This is a genomic window from Anabaena sp. UHCC 0253 (assembly GCF_009712085.1).
Lineage (GTDB): Bacteria > Cyanobacteriota > Cyanobacteriia > Cyanobacteriales > Nostocaceae > Dolichospermum.
The window spans coordinates 316,159-333,670 of the sequence record NZ_VILD01000006.1 but is presented as its reverse complement, the minus strand read 5'-3'; the positions used below and the strand labels follow the sequence as shown (position 1 = coordinate 333,670).

Sequence of the window (17,512 nt, the reverse complement as noted above, 5' to 3'; positions counted from 1 at the left end):
CCAATGTCCTTCTTCGCTGACTGTTTTCGCAATTTCTGGAAACCGATTTACACAATTTCCTAACCAGAAAAAACTAGCGGTAATATTGTAACGCTTTAAAACCGCTAATACTTGGGGTGTGTATTGGGGATGAGGTCCATCATCAAAAGTCAAGGAGATACTCTTGCTGCTTGAGTTTCCACCCCATAGACAATGGGGAAAAGTGGGTTGGAGAAGCCGATAAACAAAGGGAAATAGGGGAGCAAATTCCATTATTAAAAATAAATTTGTAACAAAAACTGTAACAACAACCTAATTTATGATCACACTGGTTTAAATTGGGAAAAAATCTGCGGGTAATCCCTGGACTCAAGATGATGTTGTTCAAAGATATTCGAGATTATCAAATTCTGTTTCTGAGTTTATTTCTGATTTTGGGAATTGGAACACGAGACTGGACACTACACCCAGAACTGATTGGTGTGGCGATCGCCTCCTGCATCATAACTCAAATCATCTTCTCATTGCTCACCAAATCCCCAGAAGTAATTAATCTCCGTAGTCCTTTAATTACCTCTCTGGGACTGAGTTTACTATTACGCGCAGATCATTGGACAACAATGGCCTTAGCTGGATTTGCAGCCATAGCGAGTAAATTCATTTTCCAATCTGGGGAAAAGCATTTCTTCAACCCTGCCAATTTTGGCATTATTGCTGTTCTTACCCTCACTAATGATGCTTGGGTTACACCAGGACAATGGGGGGAAGAATGGTGGTATGCGTTGTTATTTGCAGGGACTGGAGGCATGATTTTACAGCGTGTTGGTCGTTGGGATACTACTGCCGCTTTTTTAGGTGCTTATTCCCTCTTAGCAGCCATCAGAAATATGTGGTTAGGTTGGACTTGGGATGTTTATTTCCATCATTTAATGAGTGGATCTTTCCTGTTATTTGCTCTCTTTATGGTGACAGATCCCCGGTCAATTCCTAACGCCCCGATGAGTCGAATTATTTGGGCAATATCTATTGCTTTCTTAACGTTTATTTTGCGGAATTATTTCTTTATACCCACTGCTGTATTTTGGGCTTTATTTGCCCTTGCCCCATTGACTATTTTCTTAGATAAATTCTGGGTTAAACCTAGATTTTACTGGAATAATCAAGCAGAAACTCACCAATTAACTATCATCAATTAAGGAATTAAAATGCAACTATTTCGCCTATTCATGCCCTTAATATCTGCACTTTTGGCGGTGCTGTGTTTTGCACCTACAGCTTGGGCTTTTTGTGGTTTTTATGTAGCTAAAGCTGATGCAAAACTATATAACCAAGCTTCACAAGTCGTAATTGCCAGAGATGGAAATCGCACCGTTTTAACAATGGCTAATGATTTTCAAGGTGAAGTTAAAGATTTTGCAGTTGTGATTCCTGTTCCTAGCGTATTGAAAAAAGAACAAGTTCATGTTGCTGAACCAAAAATTATTGAGAAACTAGATGCTTTTAGCGCCCCCAGATTAGTTGAATATTTCGATTCTGACCCCTGCGCCCCAGAACAAATGATGTCACGTATGCCAGTACCATCAGCAGCAGTAAGAATGAGAGGTGTAGCTAATGAAATGGAGAAAGATAGCAGTTTAGGAGTGACTGTTGAAGCCAAATTTAATGTTGGTGAATATGATATTGTCATCCTCAGTGCGAAGGAATCTGGTGGACTAGAAATTTGGCTAAATCGCAATGGTTATAAAATTCCTAAAGGGGCAAAAGAATTACTTAAACCCTATATTCGTTCTTCCATGAAATTCTTTGTTGCTAAAGTCAACTTAGATAAATTTGCCGAATCAGGTTATCAATTACTGCGTCCTTTACAAATTTCCTACGAATCACCTAAGTTTATGTTACCGATTCGTTTAGGAATGATTAATGCTACTAAGGAACAGGATTTAATTGTTTATATTCTCTCACCCCAAGGACAGGCAGAAATTACTAATTATCGCACTGTTAAAGTTCCTTCAAATATGAACATTCCTGTTTTTGTGAAGAATGAATTTGGTGATTTTTATAAATCTTTATTCCAAACTTCCTACACCAAAGAAGATAAAAAAGTTGGATTTTTAGAATATGCTTGGGATATGAGTAGTTGTGATCCTTGTTCTACTGAACCATTAAATAATGAAGAATTAAAACAAGCGGGTGTTTTTTGGTTGGATAATAATAGTGATAGACCAATATCTCCCGGTTTTCGTTCTCGTTTCCCTAGTAGTGGTGTTTTTATTACTCGGTTACACGTCCGCTATAGCAGAAATAAGTTTCCCGAAGATTTGATGTTTCAAGCAACTTCCCAGAGGGAATCTTTTCAAGGACGTTATGTTTTACAACACCCATTTACAGGAAATCTTCAATGTAGTGCGGGGAAAAAATACAAAAGTTCTTTAAACCAGCGATTTGAAAAAGAAGCCCAAACTCTAGCTAGACTCACTAACTGGAATATTCAAAATATTCGCCAAAAAATGCAATTTTCTGGAGAAAATCTTTCTACTTCTTGGTGGGATAATTTCCTAGCTTGGTTAGGTATTTAAAAACGAATTCCGTAGGGGCGCAGTCCCTGCGCCCATTCCCGTACCGTCGTGCGCCCAGGCAAATCTCTTAACCTTCTGTAATGATTTGTTTAATGGGAATTTCTATCCAGAATTCTGTACCTATTCCTGGTTGTGAATTACATTTCAAAATACCAGAGTGTTTTTCTACGACAATTTGGTAACTAATTGATAGCCCTAAACCAGTACCTTTGCCCACTGGTTTGGTAGTAAAAAATGGGTCAAATACTCTAGATGCTAAACCTCCAACCATTCCTGGTCCATTATCAGCAATAGTAATAATGGCAGTTTTGATATTGTTGACTTCTCCTACCCTAGTTTTGATAGTAATTTGACAATGATGAGGCGTTTCTGATTCTGGGACTCGATAATTTTCTAACGCATCAATTGCATTACTCAGAACATTCATAAATACTTGATTTAGCTGTCCAGCATAACAATCAACTAGTGGTAAATTGCCATATTCTTTAATTACTTCAATGCCTTTATTTTCTGGTCTGGCTTTGAGACGATGTTGTAAAATTAATAAGGTGCTATCTATACCTTCATGGATATTGACATCTTTCATTTCTGCTTCATCAAGACGGGAGAAACTCCGTAAAGATAGAACAATTTGCCGAATTCTATCAACTCCAACTTTCATGGAAGACAATGTTTTTGGAAAGTCTTCCATGAGAAATTCTAAATCTATTTCTTCTGATGCTTCCAAAATCTCATCACTAGGTTCAGATAATTCTTGTTGGTAAAGATTGAGAATCTTCATCAAATCCTCTGAGTATTCATTAATATGAACGAGGTTGCCACAAATAAAGTTAACTGGATTATTGATTTCATGGGCAACCCCAGCTACTAATTGACCCAAAGAAGACATTTTTTCAGTTTGAATTAGTTGGGCTTGGGTAGCTTGTAAATTATGCAGGGCATGGGTTATTTCTTCAGCTTGTTGTTGAGTTTTTATTAAGAGGTTAGCTTGTTGAATTGCTACCCCAAGTTGTCCAGCAATTTGACTAATAAAGTTAATTTCTGTCTCTTTCCATTGCCGGGGTCCAGAATGTTGATAGCTACAAAGTAAACCCCAAAGTTTTTTACCGACAAAAATAGGAGCTAATACAAAAGCATGAATTTGAAACTGTTCTAAATTATCAACATGACAGGGTGCAAATCCCATTTTGTAGATGTCATCTACAGCAAATGTTTCGTTATAACGATAACGTCCACCTTCTGTATCTTGTAAATAGGTGTCATTCCAAATGGTATTAATACCAAGTTTAGATTCATTAAACCAATTAGGACTAGCGGCTTCAAAATCCCCAACAAATTCTCCACCCCAATCAGCACTAAAACGATAAACAGAAACCCGATCTGCTTTAATTAATTGACAAACTTCTTTTGTCGTCGTTTGAAAAATAGTATTTGTATCCAGAGATTCTCTAATTTTGTTGATAACTCCAAATACAGCTTGTTGTTGTTCTCCAGTTCTTCGCATTTCTAAGGTGCGTTTTTGAACTTGTTTTTCTAAACTATCATTAAATCCCTGTACCTGTTGATAAAGTTCATATTGTTGAATAGCGGAAGCAAAATGTTTACTAATATCTGTGGCTAATTCTATTTCTTCATGAGTCCAATTTTGAGGTTGTCCATGTTTAGATTCCCGCCAAATTTCAAAAGATAATCGAGGATAAAGTTGTCTATTATCAGGATCAAATTGACCAGCCCAAAGGGTTTCTGTATCTATTTCATTACGAAAAATACTTAAATATCCGACTAATTGCTGGCGATAATGGAGGGGAATCATCAAAATGCTGCGAATTTTTGTCGGTTTAAAAGCTAGTTGAACAATGCGTAAATTGGGGTTTTGATAAATATCATCAATTGCCCAAACATCATATTTACCTGTTTTATAATGTTCCTGCCAAACACTATACTGCTCTAATAATGGATAGATATTAGATTCAGGAATTACTGGCTGTTGTCCATAAGTATAAACACGGATGCGATCGCTGCCAGGGATTAAACATTCTGGTAAACTTTTAAAGGTGCTGTGAATGAGATCGAAGGCATTATCTCTCAGACACAATCTCCCTCCTACGCCATGAAAGGCAGTTACCGCTGCTTCTAAAGCCGGTTCTAAGACTATGGTAGGGAGGGAATGGAGGAGGGTGGCAATGCGGTTAACAATGGCTTCTCGTTCGGCTCTGGCGCGGGTTTGGGCGAGGAGATTACTGTGAGCGATCGCTACAGATAACTGTTCAACTACCATCTGCATTGCGTCTAGTTCATACTCGACAACTTCACGGGCTTGGGAATGATGAGATACCAACAAACCCCACAGTTGATCTTCATGAATAATCGGCGCAACTACAGAAGATTTTACCCCCATTGCTGTTAAATATTCTACGTGGCATGGATCTACAGGACGGTAATAAATATCTTCATATCTATTATCTTCTCTTGCTAAATTTGATACAGAACTCTGACCAATTTGCTGAGAATCCACATTGACGACAGAACGCACCCGTGATTGAATGAACATTTCCCTCGCATGGAGGGGAATATCATCAGCGGGAAAATTTAACCCCAGTAAAGATGGTAAACGATTTTCATAAATTGACTCAGCAATTACCTGTCCACTTTGATCTCCATTAAACCTATAAATCATCACTCGGTCAGTTCCCAACAAGGAACGTACTTCAGCGGTAGTTGCTGTAATAATATCTTCTAATTCTAATGACTGACGGATACTATGTGTAATCCGACGGAGTAAAGTTTCTTGAGCCATACCAGTTCCTAAATTTAGTGTGGGTATGTCAGTGATATTTTTCATAATATAAAAATAATAGATTTCTGCTTAATATTATACAATCTGAATAAAGATATTTTCAGACTTTCCTCTCCGGCTTGTCTTCAGTAGAAATACTGTTATACAGTTTATCAACATCACAAGATAACAAGATCCCCGACTTATTTAATCAGTCGGGGATCTCAAAGTTTAGATAGATTTCACCTCTTCTAAGAATTAAACTCCCGTACTTTCAGCAAAGCGAATTTTCAGATAATCATCTTCCATTTTTGCTCCTGCTGGTTGCAATGCTGCTAAAGCTTGAGGTAATACCAAATTACGGCGATGATTACCAATAGTAATATTTAATTCATCTCCAGTTTTACTCAGTTGAACTTGACTTTTGGGAATATTGGGTAAATACAATTCCAAACAGTATTGGTTGTTATCTTGAACAATCCTAATTGTGGTTTCTTTATAATAAATCTGAGTTGGATCTTCGTCTTTGTACAGGGTTTCTTTCAACCTTTCTAAAGCTGCTAAACCACACAATTCTTCAGAATACAAGGGTACTTCCTTGACTGGCAGAGGCAAGAAATTAGCATGAATTTCTTGACGGTATTGTTCTTGATTTTCCTTCCAGCGTTGGAAAAATGGATCTGTTACTTCTTGGGGAATAATTCTGTTAGCAATAATTAAATCTGTGGCTACATTATACAAACTGAGATAGGCATGAGCGCGGAGAGATTCTTTAATTACCATTTTTTCGGGGTTGGTAACTAGACGCACTGAGGTTTGAGTATTATCAGTTAAAACTTTTTCCAAAGCTTCAATTTGCTCATAAAATTCATAAGGTGCATCCATTACTTCTTTATCTGGCAAAGAAAAACCAGCAATGGGTTTGAAAAAAGGTTCTACAAGTGGTCTCAGAGCAACAGAAATATTTTGGAAAGGTTTGTAAAAACGGCGCATATACCAACCGCCAACTTCTGGCAAACTTAACAGTCTTAATGCTGTACCAGTGGGGGCTGAATCAATAATTAAAACGTCATATTCCCCTTCATCATAATGACGTTTCATTCTCACCAAGCCGAAAATTTCATCCATACCTGGTAAAATTGCTAGTTCTTCCGCTTGTATACCGTCTAAACCTCTAGCTTGGAGAACTTGGGTAATGTAGCGTTTCACAGCCCCCCAATTACCTTCTAATTCTTGGAGAGCATCTAATTCTGCACCCCACAAATTAGGACGAACTAGGCGAGAGTCATGTCCTAATTCTATGTCAAAGCTATCTGCAAGGGAGTGAGCGGGGTCTGTACTTAAAACTAATGTCCGATAGCCAAGTTCTGCACAACGAAGTCCAGTGGCTGCGGCAACGGAGGTTTTACCCACACCACCTTTCCCTGTCATTAAAATTACTCGCATGGATGATTCCTTCTTGCCTGAAGTTTGTTTACATTTATTTACATTATGATTGGTTTTTCGAGGAAAGGAAATGCTGCTTAATTACATCTAAACGGGAACAGTGCCAATAATCAATATGAGAAATAATTAAATTATCAACATTCAGACGTAATTCACTCCAACCAGAAATAGAAATTCGCGGTTTCCAAGGAAGTGGCGAATTCCAACTCAGAGTCCATTCAGTTTTAATGATTTCTTCCTGACGTTGGATGTTATGCAAATCCATTTGTAGATTCAAAAAAAAGGTCTGGATAAATTTAATCATCCATTTATAAAGCTCAATTCCCCGAAACTTGAAAACAGCATCTTGAAAATAAACATCTTTTGCATAAATGCTGTAAGTTTGATTAGCAGGAAATTTAGCATAATCAGCTTTGAGAGTTTCAATAATATCCATAAATTCACAGAAGTAGCAGGAGATAAAAATAGTCTCGAATCTAAGTTAGTAAGCGTTGTCAATTGTCAATTATCAATTGTCAATTATCTAACCAATCCCTACTTATTGACAAAATTACCTATGATAGATTGAAGCTTTACTCTGGCATAATCTCTTTCTTCTAGAGGTAAACGGGATAAAGCGAATTCAAAGTCATCGAGTTTTTCAGTTAGGGCATTGACCAATTCTTCTTGACCTTCTGTGATACTAAATTCAGATTTTTCTAGCTCAACTTCTAGAGAACCTAAAATTAAACCCTTTTGATTATATTGTGCTAATAAATCAAACTCATCTTCTACTTCTGGTTCTATTTCAGGACTAATCATTTCTGATTTAGTAATATCTAGAATCTCCTCGGTTGTACAGTCTAAATTAGCTTGTGCTGCTCTTAATAGCTGTGCTGCTTCTTTGATTTTTTCATGTGCTACTTGTTGCATGATTTTTTCCTTCTCTAAAAGCAAAGATAATTCTTCTTGAGAATCTAATAATGCTTGTTGCTGCTCTTCTATTTTGGCTAATTTTTCTTTGATTTGAGTTTGGAGTTGTGCGAGTGTCATGCTCTGGATTCCTTGGAGGATGTTTGAAAAGGAAAGTTTTGAGGAGTCAAATTAGATGCGAATCCCCTCACTATAATACGGATCATAGTCAGCTATATCAAGCTCTCAGATGTTTCAGTCTATAACTCATCATCTCTGACAAATTGCCGACACCGCACGCCCAAAGGTTCGTTCCACCACCTATCACCTATCACCTATTACCTATCACCTATTACCTGTCACCTGTCACCTGTCACCTGTCACCTAATTACTACAGTTCACCCCAAAGACTTTCTAATCGTCGCCGCCAAGCTGCTAAAACTTGTTCTCTACCCTGGGGACTTTGGTCAATATCTCCTAATAATCCTTCTGCATAAAAACGATCTAGATTCTGCATAGTTGCTTCTAGAGATTGTCTCTGTTGTTTTGCAGCTTGAATAATTTCGCGGATACGGGTTTCTACTAGATTATTGAAAACATCATTGACACCTGCTTGATACAATGAAATTAGACGAGCGATCGCATTTGCAAAATCCGCATTAGCCAAAGTGCCGCTATTATGCTGAAATACTCCCCAGACTACCCCATCATATAGAGCATAGCGAGTTTCTTGGGTGTCATCAAAGTTAGCCTCTAGAAACTGTTTTAAAAATGGTTCAGCTTCTTGCAAAGGCATAATTGGCAGTAAGATCCGTAACCATGTATTATCTTCTGAAAGCAGCACCAACAAGCGAAAATCAGCAGTTTCGATTTGCCAAGATCCAGGGGCAATAGATTTTACAACTTCAGCACTAAATAACTCTGCTAACGTCCCTGCTATTTCTTCCAGTGTCATAATTATCCCTGAACTTTACGATCTAGGGTAACGCTTTCTGGATGATTAAATCTCTCAAAAATCAATTTAACGGCTGATATATGTCATTAGAGGCAGGATTAAGATAAGGATGCTGCACGTCAATCAGGTGTTGGGCAAAGTGTTGATTGATCATGTCTATCCGTTCTTCAAGGGCATTTTTACCTTTATCCCACGCTTCCAATAAGGCATTGGCCACGATTTGACAACGGTTCATACCAAAGCTTTCTTGAGGGGCAAATTTTTGATTTGGTTCTTCTGCTAAACCTAAACCCGGTGCTAAAAATTTTGTAAATAAGGGTATTTCTGATTGAAAATGGGCTTGATGTTGTTGATAAATCTCTCGCAGAATAGTCCGAATTGTGGGATAGTCTAGGCGTTCAAAGTGCAGTACACCGGCATCATAACGCCCATAGGCAGCGGGATTATAAAGAACCTGAAAACTAAAAGGAATTTTGGCGTTATTTAATGCTTCTGTTAAGCTATCCATGAGAGCGATCGCTCCCGTTGATGTCACATTAAAATAAATCCGTCCCACTGTCAAATCAGTATGTTCTGGGGGATTTTGGCTTTCTACACCCATATTACTTACTGCCACATAACAGCCATTTTGGAGGCGATTTTTAGGCATCCATATTGCTATTAATTCCCCAACTTTAGGAGACTTTTTCCGGGATTTAAGATGACATTCTGGCTCAATATATAATGTTAAACCATTTTTAATAACTGCCATACTCCCATCAGGTTCAATTCTCAAAACCTGCCAATTGGGTTCATAATTGCCTGTACCATGATTATGATGATGCAGTTGTTCATAAAAATCTCCATCTACACCCAAGCTATTATTTTCAATTGAATTTAGCTGTGGTTGATAATTATGACTATTTGCTGCTAAAACTGTTTGCAGTGAGCCATTATAATAAATACCATAAAGGAAATTCCGCAGAAGTATGTTCAAATACTTCTGTTGTAGAGAGGGTGAATTTTGTTGAAACCTATTTGCCACAGTAGCGGGTAAAGCAAAAGGTTGATAATGAGGATGGTAAATACAAAAATTAGGTTCAATCTGGATATTACTGGCAATATCGAACAATGAATTTACGATTTGGCTGGTAGAGTCTTCAAGCATCAAAACATTCACACCTCAAACTTCAGAAAAATATATATGTAAACATTAGGACTTACGCAAAATATCTCTGAAACTCTCTTTTCTTCGTGTTCTTCGTTCCTTCGTGGTTCGTTCTTTCGTGACTTGTGCGTAAGTCCTGAACATAAAGAACCATATTAGTTAACAACCCCGCAGACGAGTTTTTTCGTAATAAAGGCGGACTAATTGTTGTTCCTTGTCTGGCTGGGGAAGTTTTTGAAGTCTGGCGACAGATTGGAAAATTTCTAATTCAGATATGCCAAAAATAGTTAATACAGATTGCTCTGGCATTATCAATAAATTTTTAGCAATTTGGAACATACACACATGACTATGATCAAAATATTTTTGGCATTCCATTCTGTTTTGAATCTGTTGAATTAATGCCAAACCCGTAAACTTAATTACCCGCATAATGAAGTCCCGATGATATTCTAAAATCATGGGAAAAGCATCAAGATAAGCCCGAATTAAAGCCAGGATTGAAGGTTGTAAGATTTCTAGAGGAATCATGGCTGAATTCAAAGATTCTTCTAACTCTAATGTTGGATCAACGATCAGACTAGAAAGCCAAATTCTTAAATAACTTGCTAACAGAGTTCCTAAATCAAAAGCCGGATCTCCCCACGCGCAAGCTTCCCAGTCAATCAGCCGTACTAAGCAGTTATCTAGCTGTTCCCATCGAGAATGAACCAAAATATTGCTTAACTGTAAATCGTTATGAGTTAAACAACAAGGTTTCCATTCGTAAGCTAAATCAGCAATTGCCGATTCTAAACTTTCGTATTGTTGATAAAGACGATAAAATTGTAGCGCCTCAGTAGGAATTGTTCCAAATGTTTCTGGAGTTATTGATGGTATACCTTGGGCTGGATTGTAAAAATTATAGCGAAACTCTCCTGCGGGAGCAGTAGCCATAAAATCACGATACTCACGTTTATTAAACGTAGCCCGATGTAATCCTGCTAACGTAGTACCAATGGCGATCGCTATTTCTGGAGGAAAAATACTGCTGTGATCATAAAACTTTCCTAATTCCAGATATTCGCTTAAGTAGCTCCGTACCAGGATAGAATTCTTCTCATCAAAGTGCAGCAATGATGAAGCGATCGCGCCAATATTCCCAATTACGGGAAATTTCTGTAATAACTGATGAAATAGCCACTCATTAAAAAATTCGTGGGAATTGTGATCACTATTAATTTTACGTTCTTGTTTAATGAGCAGTTGGCGATTATCTGCCAGCATTACCAGTAAATTCCAATTCTTATTGCTATTTTCTGGCAATACAGATTTATATGCAGCGCCATCTTCTGAGCTACACAGCCCTGCCTGTTGCAGATACTGGATAACATTTTGAGAAGATAGTGATGATAACATGAATTATTTCCTAGTTATTTAAATGGCTAAAGAATGACCACAGTCAAGATTGAGATGGCTGTAGCAGTTCTTAGTTAATGGTAAAAAATTTACGAACTTTTGCTACTATCTACTAATATCCCATTTGTGTCGGAAAGACCTGCCAAAATGGCAATATTAGCTATTTTTTTACTTTCTAGTCTACGGAAGAAACTATAAAATCTTTACAATATCTGTAGTAGAGCTTTGCACCTTGAATAACAACATTACTGTTCCAGAAATGATTGGTAGTAGATATCAACCGGAAACAATGGTTACTTATGGTAGTCAGTGATCCATGTTTCCCCTGGGTATGTTAGTAATTTAGCCTGAATGTTATCAGTATTATTTTACTACTATCCCCAATCCTCTCTACTTTAATATATAAATCGCTACACTTGTATTCCTGTAGGTATAAGTTTTAAATTACTGCTCACGGGTGTTCTAACTCACTATTATCTGAAAATAACCATTCTATATTAATATTAATGTACTAACGAAACTTGACTAAAATCCTGCCAACCAAGATAAAAATGCCATAGTCAAAAGTCACCATTATACTTAAATTCATGGTGAGAGATAATTTACCCAGTTGATTGATGGATCATCTAGCAATGCCTACGGCAAATTCTACATCTTATACAACAGTTCAATTTCTGCAACGCCAAGCTGCCTCCCTTTTACTGTACCAATCTATCTTGGCAAGTGAAGTGGGTAGCACCTTTCTCAACCTATTACAAACCCATCCGTTATGCTGATGTAAGATGGGCGGGATTGCCTCCAAGCTTATGGTAGTTATTTCAAGCTTTAGCCAGTAGTCATCAAACCTGGGAAGAATACCTAATTAAACAAATCCTGATTGCAGATAATCCGTTTACCAAATTGGCGCAACAGCAGGAATTTAGTCAATTACCCCCAGCTTTAGTAGCTGCTGTCAAACATGACTTACAAATATTACAAACTTTGTATGAATGTAATAGTGCAGTTCTGAGCGAATGGGTACAAATGGCTACTCATTTACCTATTTCTCCCGTCGTTTGGTATCGAGAACCAGAAGCAGTAGGGATAGAGACAGGTTTAATGGTATCTATTCCCCAGTTAGATAATTGGGGTGATGCTGTAGAAGATTTAGCCATTTATTATCAACTACATGGAACTGGTTTATTTGCCCAATATCCGGCTTTTCGTTGGCAAAGTGGGCAATTAGTGGGTATTGCCTATTCCGATTCCGTGAAACTGTCTACACTAGTAGGTTACGAGTGGCAAAAAGATGCTTTAGTAAAAAACACAGAGTTTTTATTGTCAGGAGAAACAGCACTGCACGTATTACTTTATGGTAGCCGTGGTTCGGGCAAGTCTTCTTTAGTTAAAGCCCTGTTAAATGAGTACAGTCATAGGAACTTGCGCCTAATAGAAGTGTCTAAATCAGAGTTGCCAGATTTACCCAAAATTGTCGAACAGTTGCGAGGAGTTCCCCAGAAATTTATTATCTTTGTAGATGATCTTTCCTTTGAAGAAGATGATGATACCTTTAAAGCAATGAAAGTAGTTTTAGAAGGAAATGTAACTGCCAGACCCGAAAATGTGGTTGTATATGCTACTTCTAACCGTCGCCACTTAATCCGGGAATATTTCACTGATAGACCAAATCCCAAGGATAATCAGGAAGTTCATGGGTGGGATACAATGCAAGAAAAATTATCTTTTAGCGATCGCTTTGGTTTAACATTAACCTTTGAAGCAGCAGATCAAAAAACCTATTTACAAATAGTCCAGCACCTAGCAGCAAATATCAATATTTCCCCCCAAGATTTAGAATTCAAAGCTTTACAATGGGCAACCCATCATAATGGACGTTCTGGCAGAACCGCCAGACAATTTGTAGACTTTTTAAAAGCAGATTTAGCCGTTTTTGGCGACAATAACAATATCATTTCTGAGTCATAATTACAATCATTTACCATGTAATGAAACCATAATTATCACTGTATACTTACGAAACAAAATGTGAGGAATAATGACTTTAATTACTAGTAATTCTAACAACTTAACTACACTAAAATCTAGCAAGGTGCAACCAACAATAGTTAGTTATCGAATCGTGCTAGGAATAGCTGCATTTAGTGTAAGTTTTGGTTTAAGTCTTGTCCCCAACTGGGATTTTCCTAAAGCCTTTTTAACCGGAATAATTACAGTTCTAGCCACATATTCAGCCGCATTTCTGGTCGAGAAACGTCGCCGAACTGATGAACTGAGAATGATTGGTTCTCTTCATAGACGTATCCGAGATATAGAAGGATTAAAATCCCGTCTTGTTAGGGAAATGCAGCAATTAGAAGAATATAGAAATTTATTGTATACAGAAACTCAGCAATTAGAAAATCAAATTGGCGATTGTCGCAGTCAAAGAGACAGTCTACATCGAGATATAGGTAATTTAGCTGCTCAAAAAAAGCAAATTGAAACTGAAATTTATAACCTCACCAATGAATTTACGAACCTAGAAAATAGTAATATAGAACTGAACAATAACTGTAATAATCTCATCTCCGAAAAACGGAAATTAGAATTGAGTTGCAATGTATCCCGCACCGAACTTCACCAAATACAACCTCAAATTGATGTTCTTAAAAAAGAAAAACAAGAACTAGAAAACGATGTCATTCTTTTAGAAAGACTCAAACCTCAATTAGAAGAAAAACTCTATGAACTAAGAATAGAATCTCAAAATCAGGAACTGAAAATCTCTAAACAACATGAGTTAATAGCACAAACAACTACAACAAAAGAAAATTTAGAGAATACCCTTAATTCTTTACAAAATAAAACATTAGCCCAACAAACAGAAAGTCATCAACTACAAAACCAAATTTCCCTATTACAAGATGAAAGAGACTCGTTACAAAATCAAGTTTGGGAATTACTCCAACAAATAGAAACAGTTAATTCCGAAACATTATCCACAAGCAATGAAGAAGACAATGAAGATAATATTGATTTATTTCCCTTTGATGAATTACTACAACCATTAGATTTAGTTGATCATGAAAACCAACATCCAGACAATTTACCCACAGAGTGGCATAATTTCTTAGAAAATCTCCCAGCTTCGGAAATTCAAGTCTTACAAGCTATCTTGGAACAAGAGAATCCTAAAGCTACCATTAAACAAATTGCCGAAGCCAATATTACCATGCCCAACCTTTTAATTGATGCTATTAATGAAATTGCCAATAATACAATTGGTGAATTAATCATCGAAACCAACACCGAAATTCCCGAAATTGCTCAAGAACATTTATTAAATGTGAAAACCATCATCAGCAAATATTCAGAAATCAAAAATTAAAAATCTAAATACTTATGAAATAAACTATTGATTCTTCCTCCTTCCTCCTACTCCTGTAATGGCGAAGTATTCGGACGATAAATTATCGGTTTTTTTTCAAGTAGGGGCGAAGCATTCGGGTGATTAATTATCGGTTTTTTCCCAAGTTTATTTTCCGAATGCTTCGCCCTTACACTGAATGCTGATGCTTCCAGTCCCGTCAGGGATACGCCCCTACGACTCCTTAATTCCTTGATTCCTGAAACTACATGACAAAACTTAAACTTTCAAAAAAAATATCCACTGCTTTAATTAATTCTCTTAGTGCTGGAGTAGTCCCTAGAATAGGAATTGAACATATAGCAGTAGGTAGAGAACAAGAACTTAATAGCCTTTTACAAAATCTCAATGATATAGCAGAAGGTGTCACTGCATTTCGCTTTATAATTGGCAACTATGGCTCAGGAAAAAGCTTCATGTTGCAAATGATTCGTAACCGCGCCATGGAGCAAGGATTTGTCGTTGCTGACGCTGATTTATCCTCTCAACACCGACTAGCAGGAAGTCATAACGAAGGTTTAGCAACCTATCGAGAATTAATGAGTCATCTCGCTACAAAAACTCGTCCTGACGGTGGAGCATTAATTTCTATTTTGGAAGGTTGGATTAATAAAATTCAACAAGAAGTAGCTCAAGAAACAGGACTGCGACCAAATGATGACAGTTTTGATGACAAAGTAGAAACCAAAATTAGAGAAGTCATTCAATATATTGAAGACTTAGTTCATGGCTTTGATTTTGGTAGTGTAATAATTGCATATTGGCGCGGTTATCGCCTAGATGATGATGATTTAAAAAATGCGTCTTTGCGCTGGTTAAGAGGTGAATTTAATACTAAAACAGAAGCTAAAGCTGCATTAGGAGTGCGTGTTATTATTGACGATGATAGTTGGTATGATTACATCAAATTATTAGCTAAATTTGTGGCTGAAATTGGCTATAAAGGCATATTAATTTTCTTAGATGAAGCTGTAAATTTGTACCAAATATCTCCAACAGTTACTCGTGAAAAAAACTATAATCGGCTTTTAGCAATGTTTAACGACACCATGCAATGTAAAGCCGAAAATTTAGGTATTTTCATTGGGGGAACAACAAAGTTTTTAGAAGATCCAAATCGAGGGCTTTTTGCTGACCAAGCTTGGCGCAGACGCACAAAAGAAAGCCGTTTTTCTACCCAAACTGGTGTTCAGGAATATATGGGGCCAGTTATTCGCCTTAACCCCCTCACAGCAACAGAAATTCTCACACTTCTACAACGATTGACAGAAATTCATGCTCTTAATCTTGGTTATGACAAAACATTAAATAATTCCCAACTAGAGGAATTTATTCAAGAAATTATCACTCGCTTGGGTGCTGAAGCTTTACTCACACCAGGGGAAATTATCCGAGATTTTATTAGTGTTTTGAATGTTATCTATCAAAATCCCCAAATTAAATTTTCCGAATTAATTCATGGTTCTAAATTCCAACCCACTGCTACGGGAAAAGATAGTAGTTTAGATGATAATGAGTCCGCAGAATTTACTCTCTAATAACTGGTAAATCTAGCCAATTACTAAGTTCTTCAGCTAACCAATCTAACTCGATGGTAGTAACAGCAAAAGCCTTATCTCTACCCGTGAAAATTTCATATTTTAGCATTCCTGCCCAGATAATTAAACATGGACGAGGCTCATTATTATGGTAAATATTAGTTCGTTCTAAGCGAATAATATTTTTTCTGAGACTAGGACGAATTTGATGACGATTAATAGAAAATAATTCATGACTCAAAGAGATTTGTCTCTTATTGATATAAATTCTTTTCCTCCCAAATAAACAAATAGATATTATTAATAATAATATCAGGAAATTAAGTGGAGCTATAATAGGTGCAAACATCATATGCAAAAGAGGTACAATTGCTATAGTAAAAGAAAGTGATATACTGGCGAGAAAATACCACTTCAACATTATTAATACTATAGGAAATCCCCTAGCTGGTGGAATAATAATTTCTATAAAATCATCATCCTTGTTTAAAATTACTTTGCTACCAACAGGCTTTCCTAAATATAAATTAGCTGATTTTACGGAAATGGGAATTTGCTTTTTGGAGAAAGTTAAACTTTTTAAAGCCTTTTCCGCAGAACCCAATCTTCTACTTAACATAGGTTCTGTCATTTTTCTTAACCAATTACTAAAACCAGGACTAACATTAGCCGCTTGTTCAAATTTAATGATTAAGTCTTCTTGTGGTAAATCGGCTGGGTGTTGACCTGTGATTAAATAAATTAAAGTTGCACCCAAACCATAAAGATCAGAAGCAGGAGTAGCTTTACCACTAAATTGTTCTGGTGGCATATATCCATAACTACCAACAACAGTCATGGTACTATTGCTTCTGACAATAGTTTGCACCGAACCAAAATCTACTAAATAAACATCACCAACACTATTACCAGAACGATTCGTTAATAGGATGTTACTGGGTTTGATATCACGATGAATTACAGGAGGTTGACGATTATGTAAATAGGTGAGAATATTTAAAATTGCTTTTGCTAATTCTCTCACCTCAGATTCGCTAAAACTCCGTCCTGCTTTTATTTGTGTTTCTAAAGATTCAGCCGGAATATAACTTTGTATTAGTGCAAATCCTTTATATTCAGGTGTATCTAACTCAAAATAATCTAAATAATGAGGAATTGCTGGATGAGAAATTGCTTTGAGGGTTTCTGCTTCCCGTTCAAACAGCTTCAAATCATCCCATTGAAAGTCATCATCAAAGGATAGCAGTTTAATTACCACCAGTTCTTGCGTTTGTAAATCACGGGTTAGTAAAGTTCGTCTTCCTGCTTTTTTACCGAGTTGCTGCTGCACCTCGTAGCGTTCCAATAATATTTCCTTTGCAGAGTTCCCAGAATTTTGACTTGTCATATCGCTGACTGTA

At 36.9% G+C, this 17,512-nt stretch carries 12 protein-coding genes and 2 pseudogenes; 5 read left to right on the top strand and 9 right to left on the bottom strand.

What is annotated here, in order from left to right:
- A pseudogene (locus FJR38_RS18110) lies at positions 1-252 on the bottom strand (polysaccharide deacetylase family protein); the annotation flags it as partial.
- A 104-nt stretch (positions 253-356) separates the two neighbouring features.
- Between FJR38_RS18110 and FJR38_RS18105 the strand changes: the two are divergent.
- Both FJR38_RS18105 and FJR38_RS18100 read left to right on the top strand, forming a co-directional pair.
- Positions 357-1,175: an RnfABCDGE type electron transport complex subunit D gene (locus FJR38_RS18105; RefSeq protein WP_168491673.1), complete on the top strand. Its 819-nt coding sequence runs from the start codon at positions 357-359 to the stop codon at positions 1,173-1,175.
- A 9-nt stretch (positions 1,176-1,184) separates the two neighbouring features.
- Positions 1,185-2,555, top strand: a complete 1,371-nt coding sequence (locus FJR38_RS18100; RefSeq protein WP_168538574.1) for a DUF2330 domain-containing protein — start codon at positions 1,185-1,187, stop codon at positions 2,553-2,555.
- 67 nt (positions 2,556-2,622) lie between these two features.
- Here the strand turns inward: FJR38_RS18100 and FJR38_RS18095 are convergent, their stop codons facing one another.
- From FJR38_RS18095 to FJR38_RS18065, 7 genes are all read right to left on the bottom strand, one after another.
- Entirely contained in the window at positions 2,623-5,397 is a 2,775-nt protein-coding gene (locus tag FJR38_RS18095; protein WP_254449500.1) for a GAF domain-containing protein, read from the bottom strand.
- A 192-nt stretch (positions 5,398-5,589) separates the two neighbouring features.
- Positions 5,590-6,777 (bottom strand): TRC40/GET3/ArsA family transport-energizing ATPase, encoded by a 1,188-nt coding sequence (locus FJR38_RS18090; RefSeq protein WP_168491609.1) that lies wholly within the window; start codon positions 6,775-6,777, stop codon positions 5,590-5,592.
- Between the two features lie 43 nt (positions 6,778-6,820).
- Positions 6,821-7,213: a DUF2358 domain-containing protein gene (locus FJR38_RS18085; RefSeq protein ID WP_168538572.1), complete on the bottom strand. Its 393-nt coding sequence runs from the start codon at positions 7,211-7,213 to the stop codon at positions 6,821-6,823.
- Positions 7,214-7,311: 98 nt separating this feature from the next.
- Positions 7,312-7,809 (bottom strand): hypothetical protein, encoded by a 498-nt coding sequence (locus FJR38_RS18080; protein WP_168491605.1) that lies wholly within the window; start codon positions 7,807-7,809, stop codon positions 7,312-7,314.
- A 250-nt stretch (positions 7,810-8,059) separates the two neighbouring features.
- Entirely contained in the window at positions 8,060-8,623 is a 564-nt protein-coding gene (locus FJR38_RS18075) for a YbjN domain-containing protein (RefSeq protein ID WP_168538570.1), read from the bottom strand.
- Between the two features lie 61 nt (positions 8,624-8,684).
- Positions 8,685-9,770, bottom strand: a complete 1,086-nt coding sequence (locus FJR38_RS18070; RefSeq protein ID WP_168491601.1) for a T3SS effector HopA1 family protein — start codon at positions 9,768-9,770, stop codon at positions 8,685-8,687.
- 159 nt (positions 9,771-9,929) lie between these two features.
- Complete coding sequence (locus tag FJR38_RS18065; RefSeq protein ID WP_168491599.1) at positions 9,930-11,168, bottom strand: aminoglycoside phosphotransferase family protein; 1,239 nt, start codon at positions 11,166-11,168, stop codon at positions 9,930-9,932.
- 617 nt (positions 11,169-11,785) lie between these two features.
- Between FJR38_RS18065 and FJR38_RS18060 the strand changes: the two are divergent.
- The 3 genes and pseudogenes from FJR38_RS18060 to FJR38_RS18050 all read left to right on the top strand — a co-directional run bounded on the left by FJR38_RS18060 (position 11,786) and on the right by FJR38_RS18050 (position 16,112).
- A pseudogene (locus FJR38_RS18060) lies at positions 11,786-13,133 on the top strand (ATP-binding protein).
- Between the two features lie 70 nt (positions 13,134-13,203).
- Positions 13,204-14,535 (top strand): tellurite resistance TerB C-terminal domain-containing protein, encoded by a 1,332-nt coding sequence (locus FJR38_RS18055; protein ID WP_168538568.1) that lies wholly within the window; start codon positions 13,204-13,206, stop codon positions 14,533-14,535.
- Positions 14,536-14,783: 248 nt separating this feature from the next.
- Positions 14,784-16,112: an ATP-binding protein gene (locus FJR38_RS18050; RefSeq protein WP_168538566.1), complete on the top strand. Its 1,329-nt coding sequence runs from the start codon at positions 14,784-14,786 to the stop codon at positions 16,110-16,112.
- Here the strand turns inward: FJR38_RS18050 and FJR38_RS18045 are convergent.
- Complete coding sequence (locus FJR38_RS18045; RefSeq protein WP_168538564.1) at positions 16,102-17,499, bottom strand: serine/threonine-protein kinase; 1,398 nt, start codon at positions 17,497-17,499, stop codon at positions 16,102-16,104. The genes FJR38_RS18050 and FJR38_RS18045 overlap by 11 nt on opposite strands.
- Between the last annotated feature and the right edge of the window lie 13 nt (positions 17,500-17,512).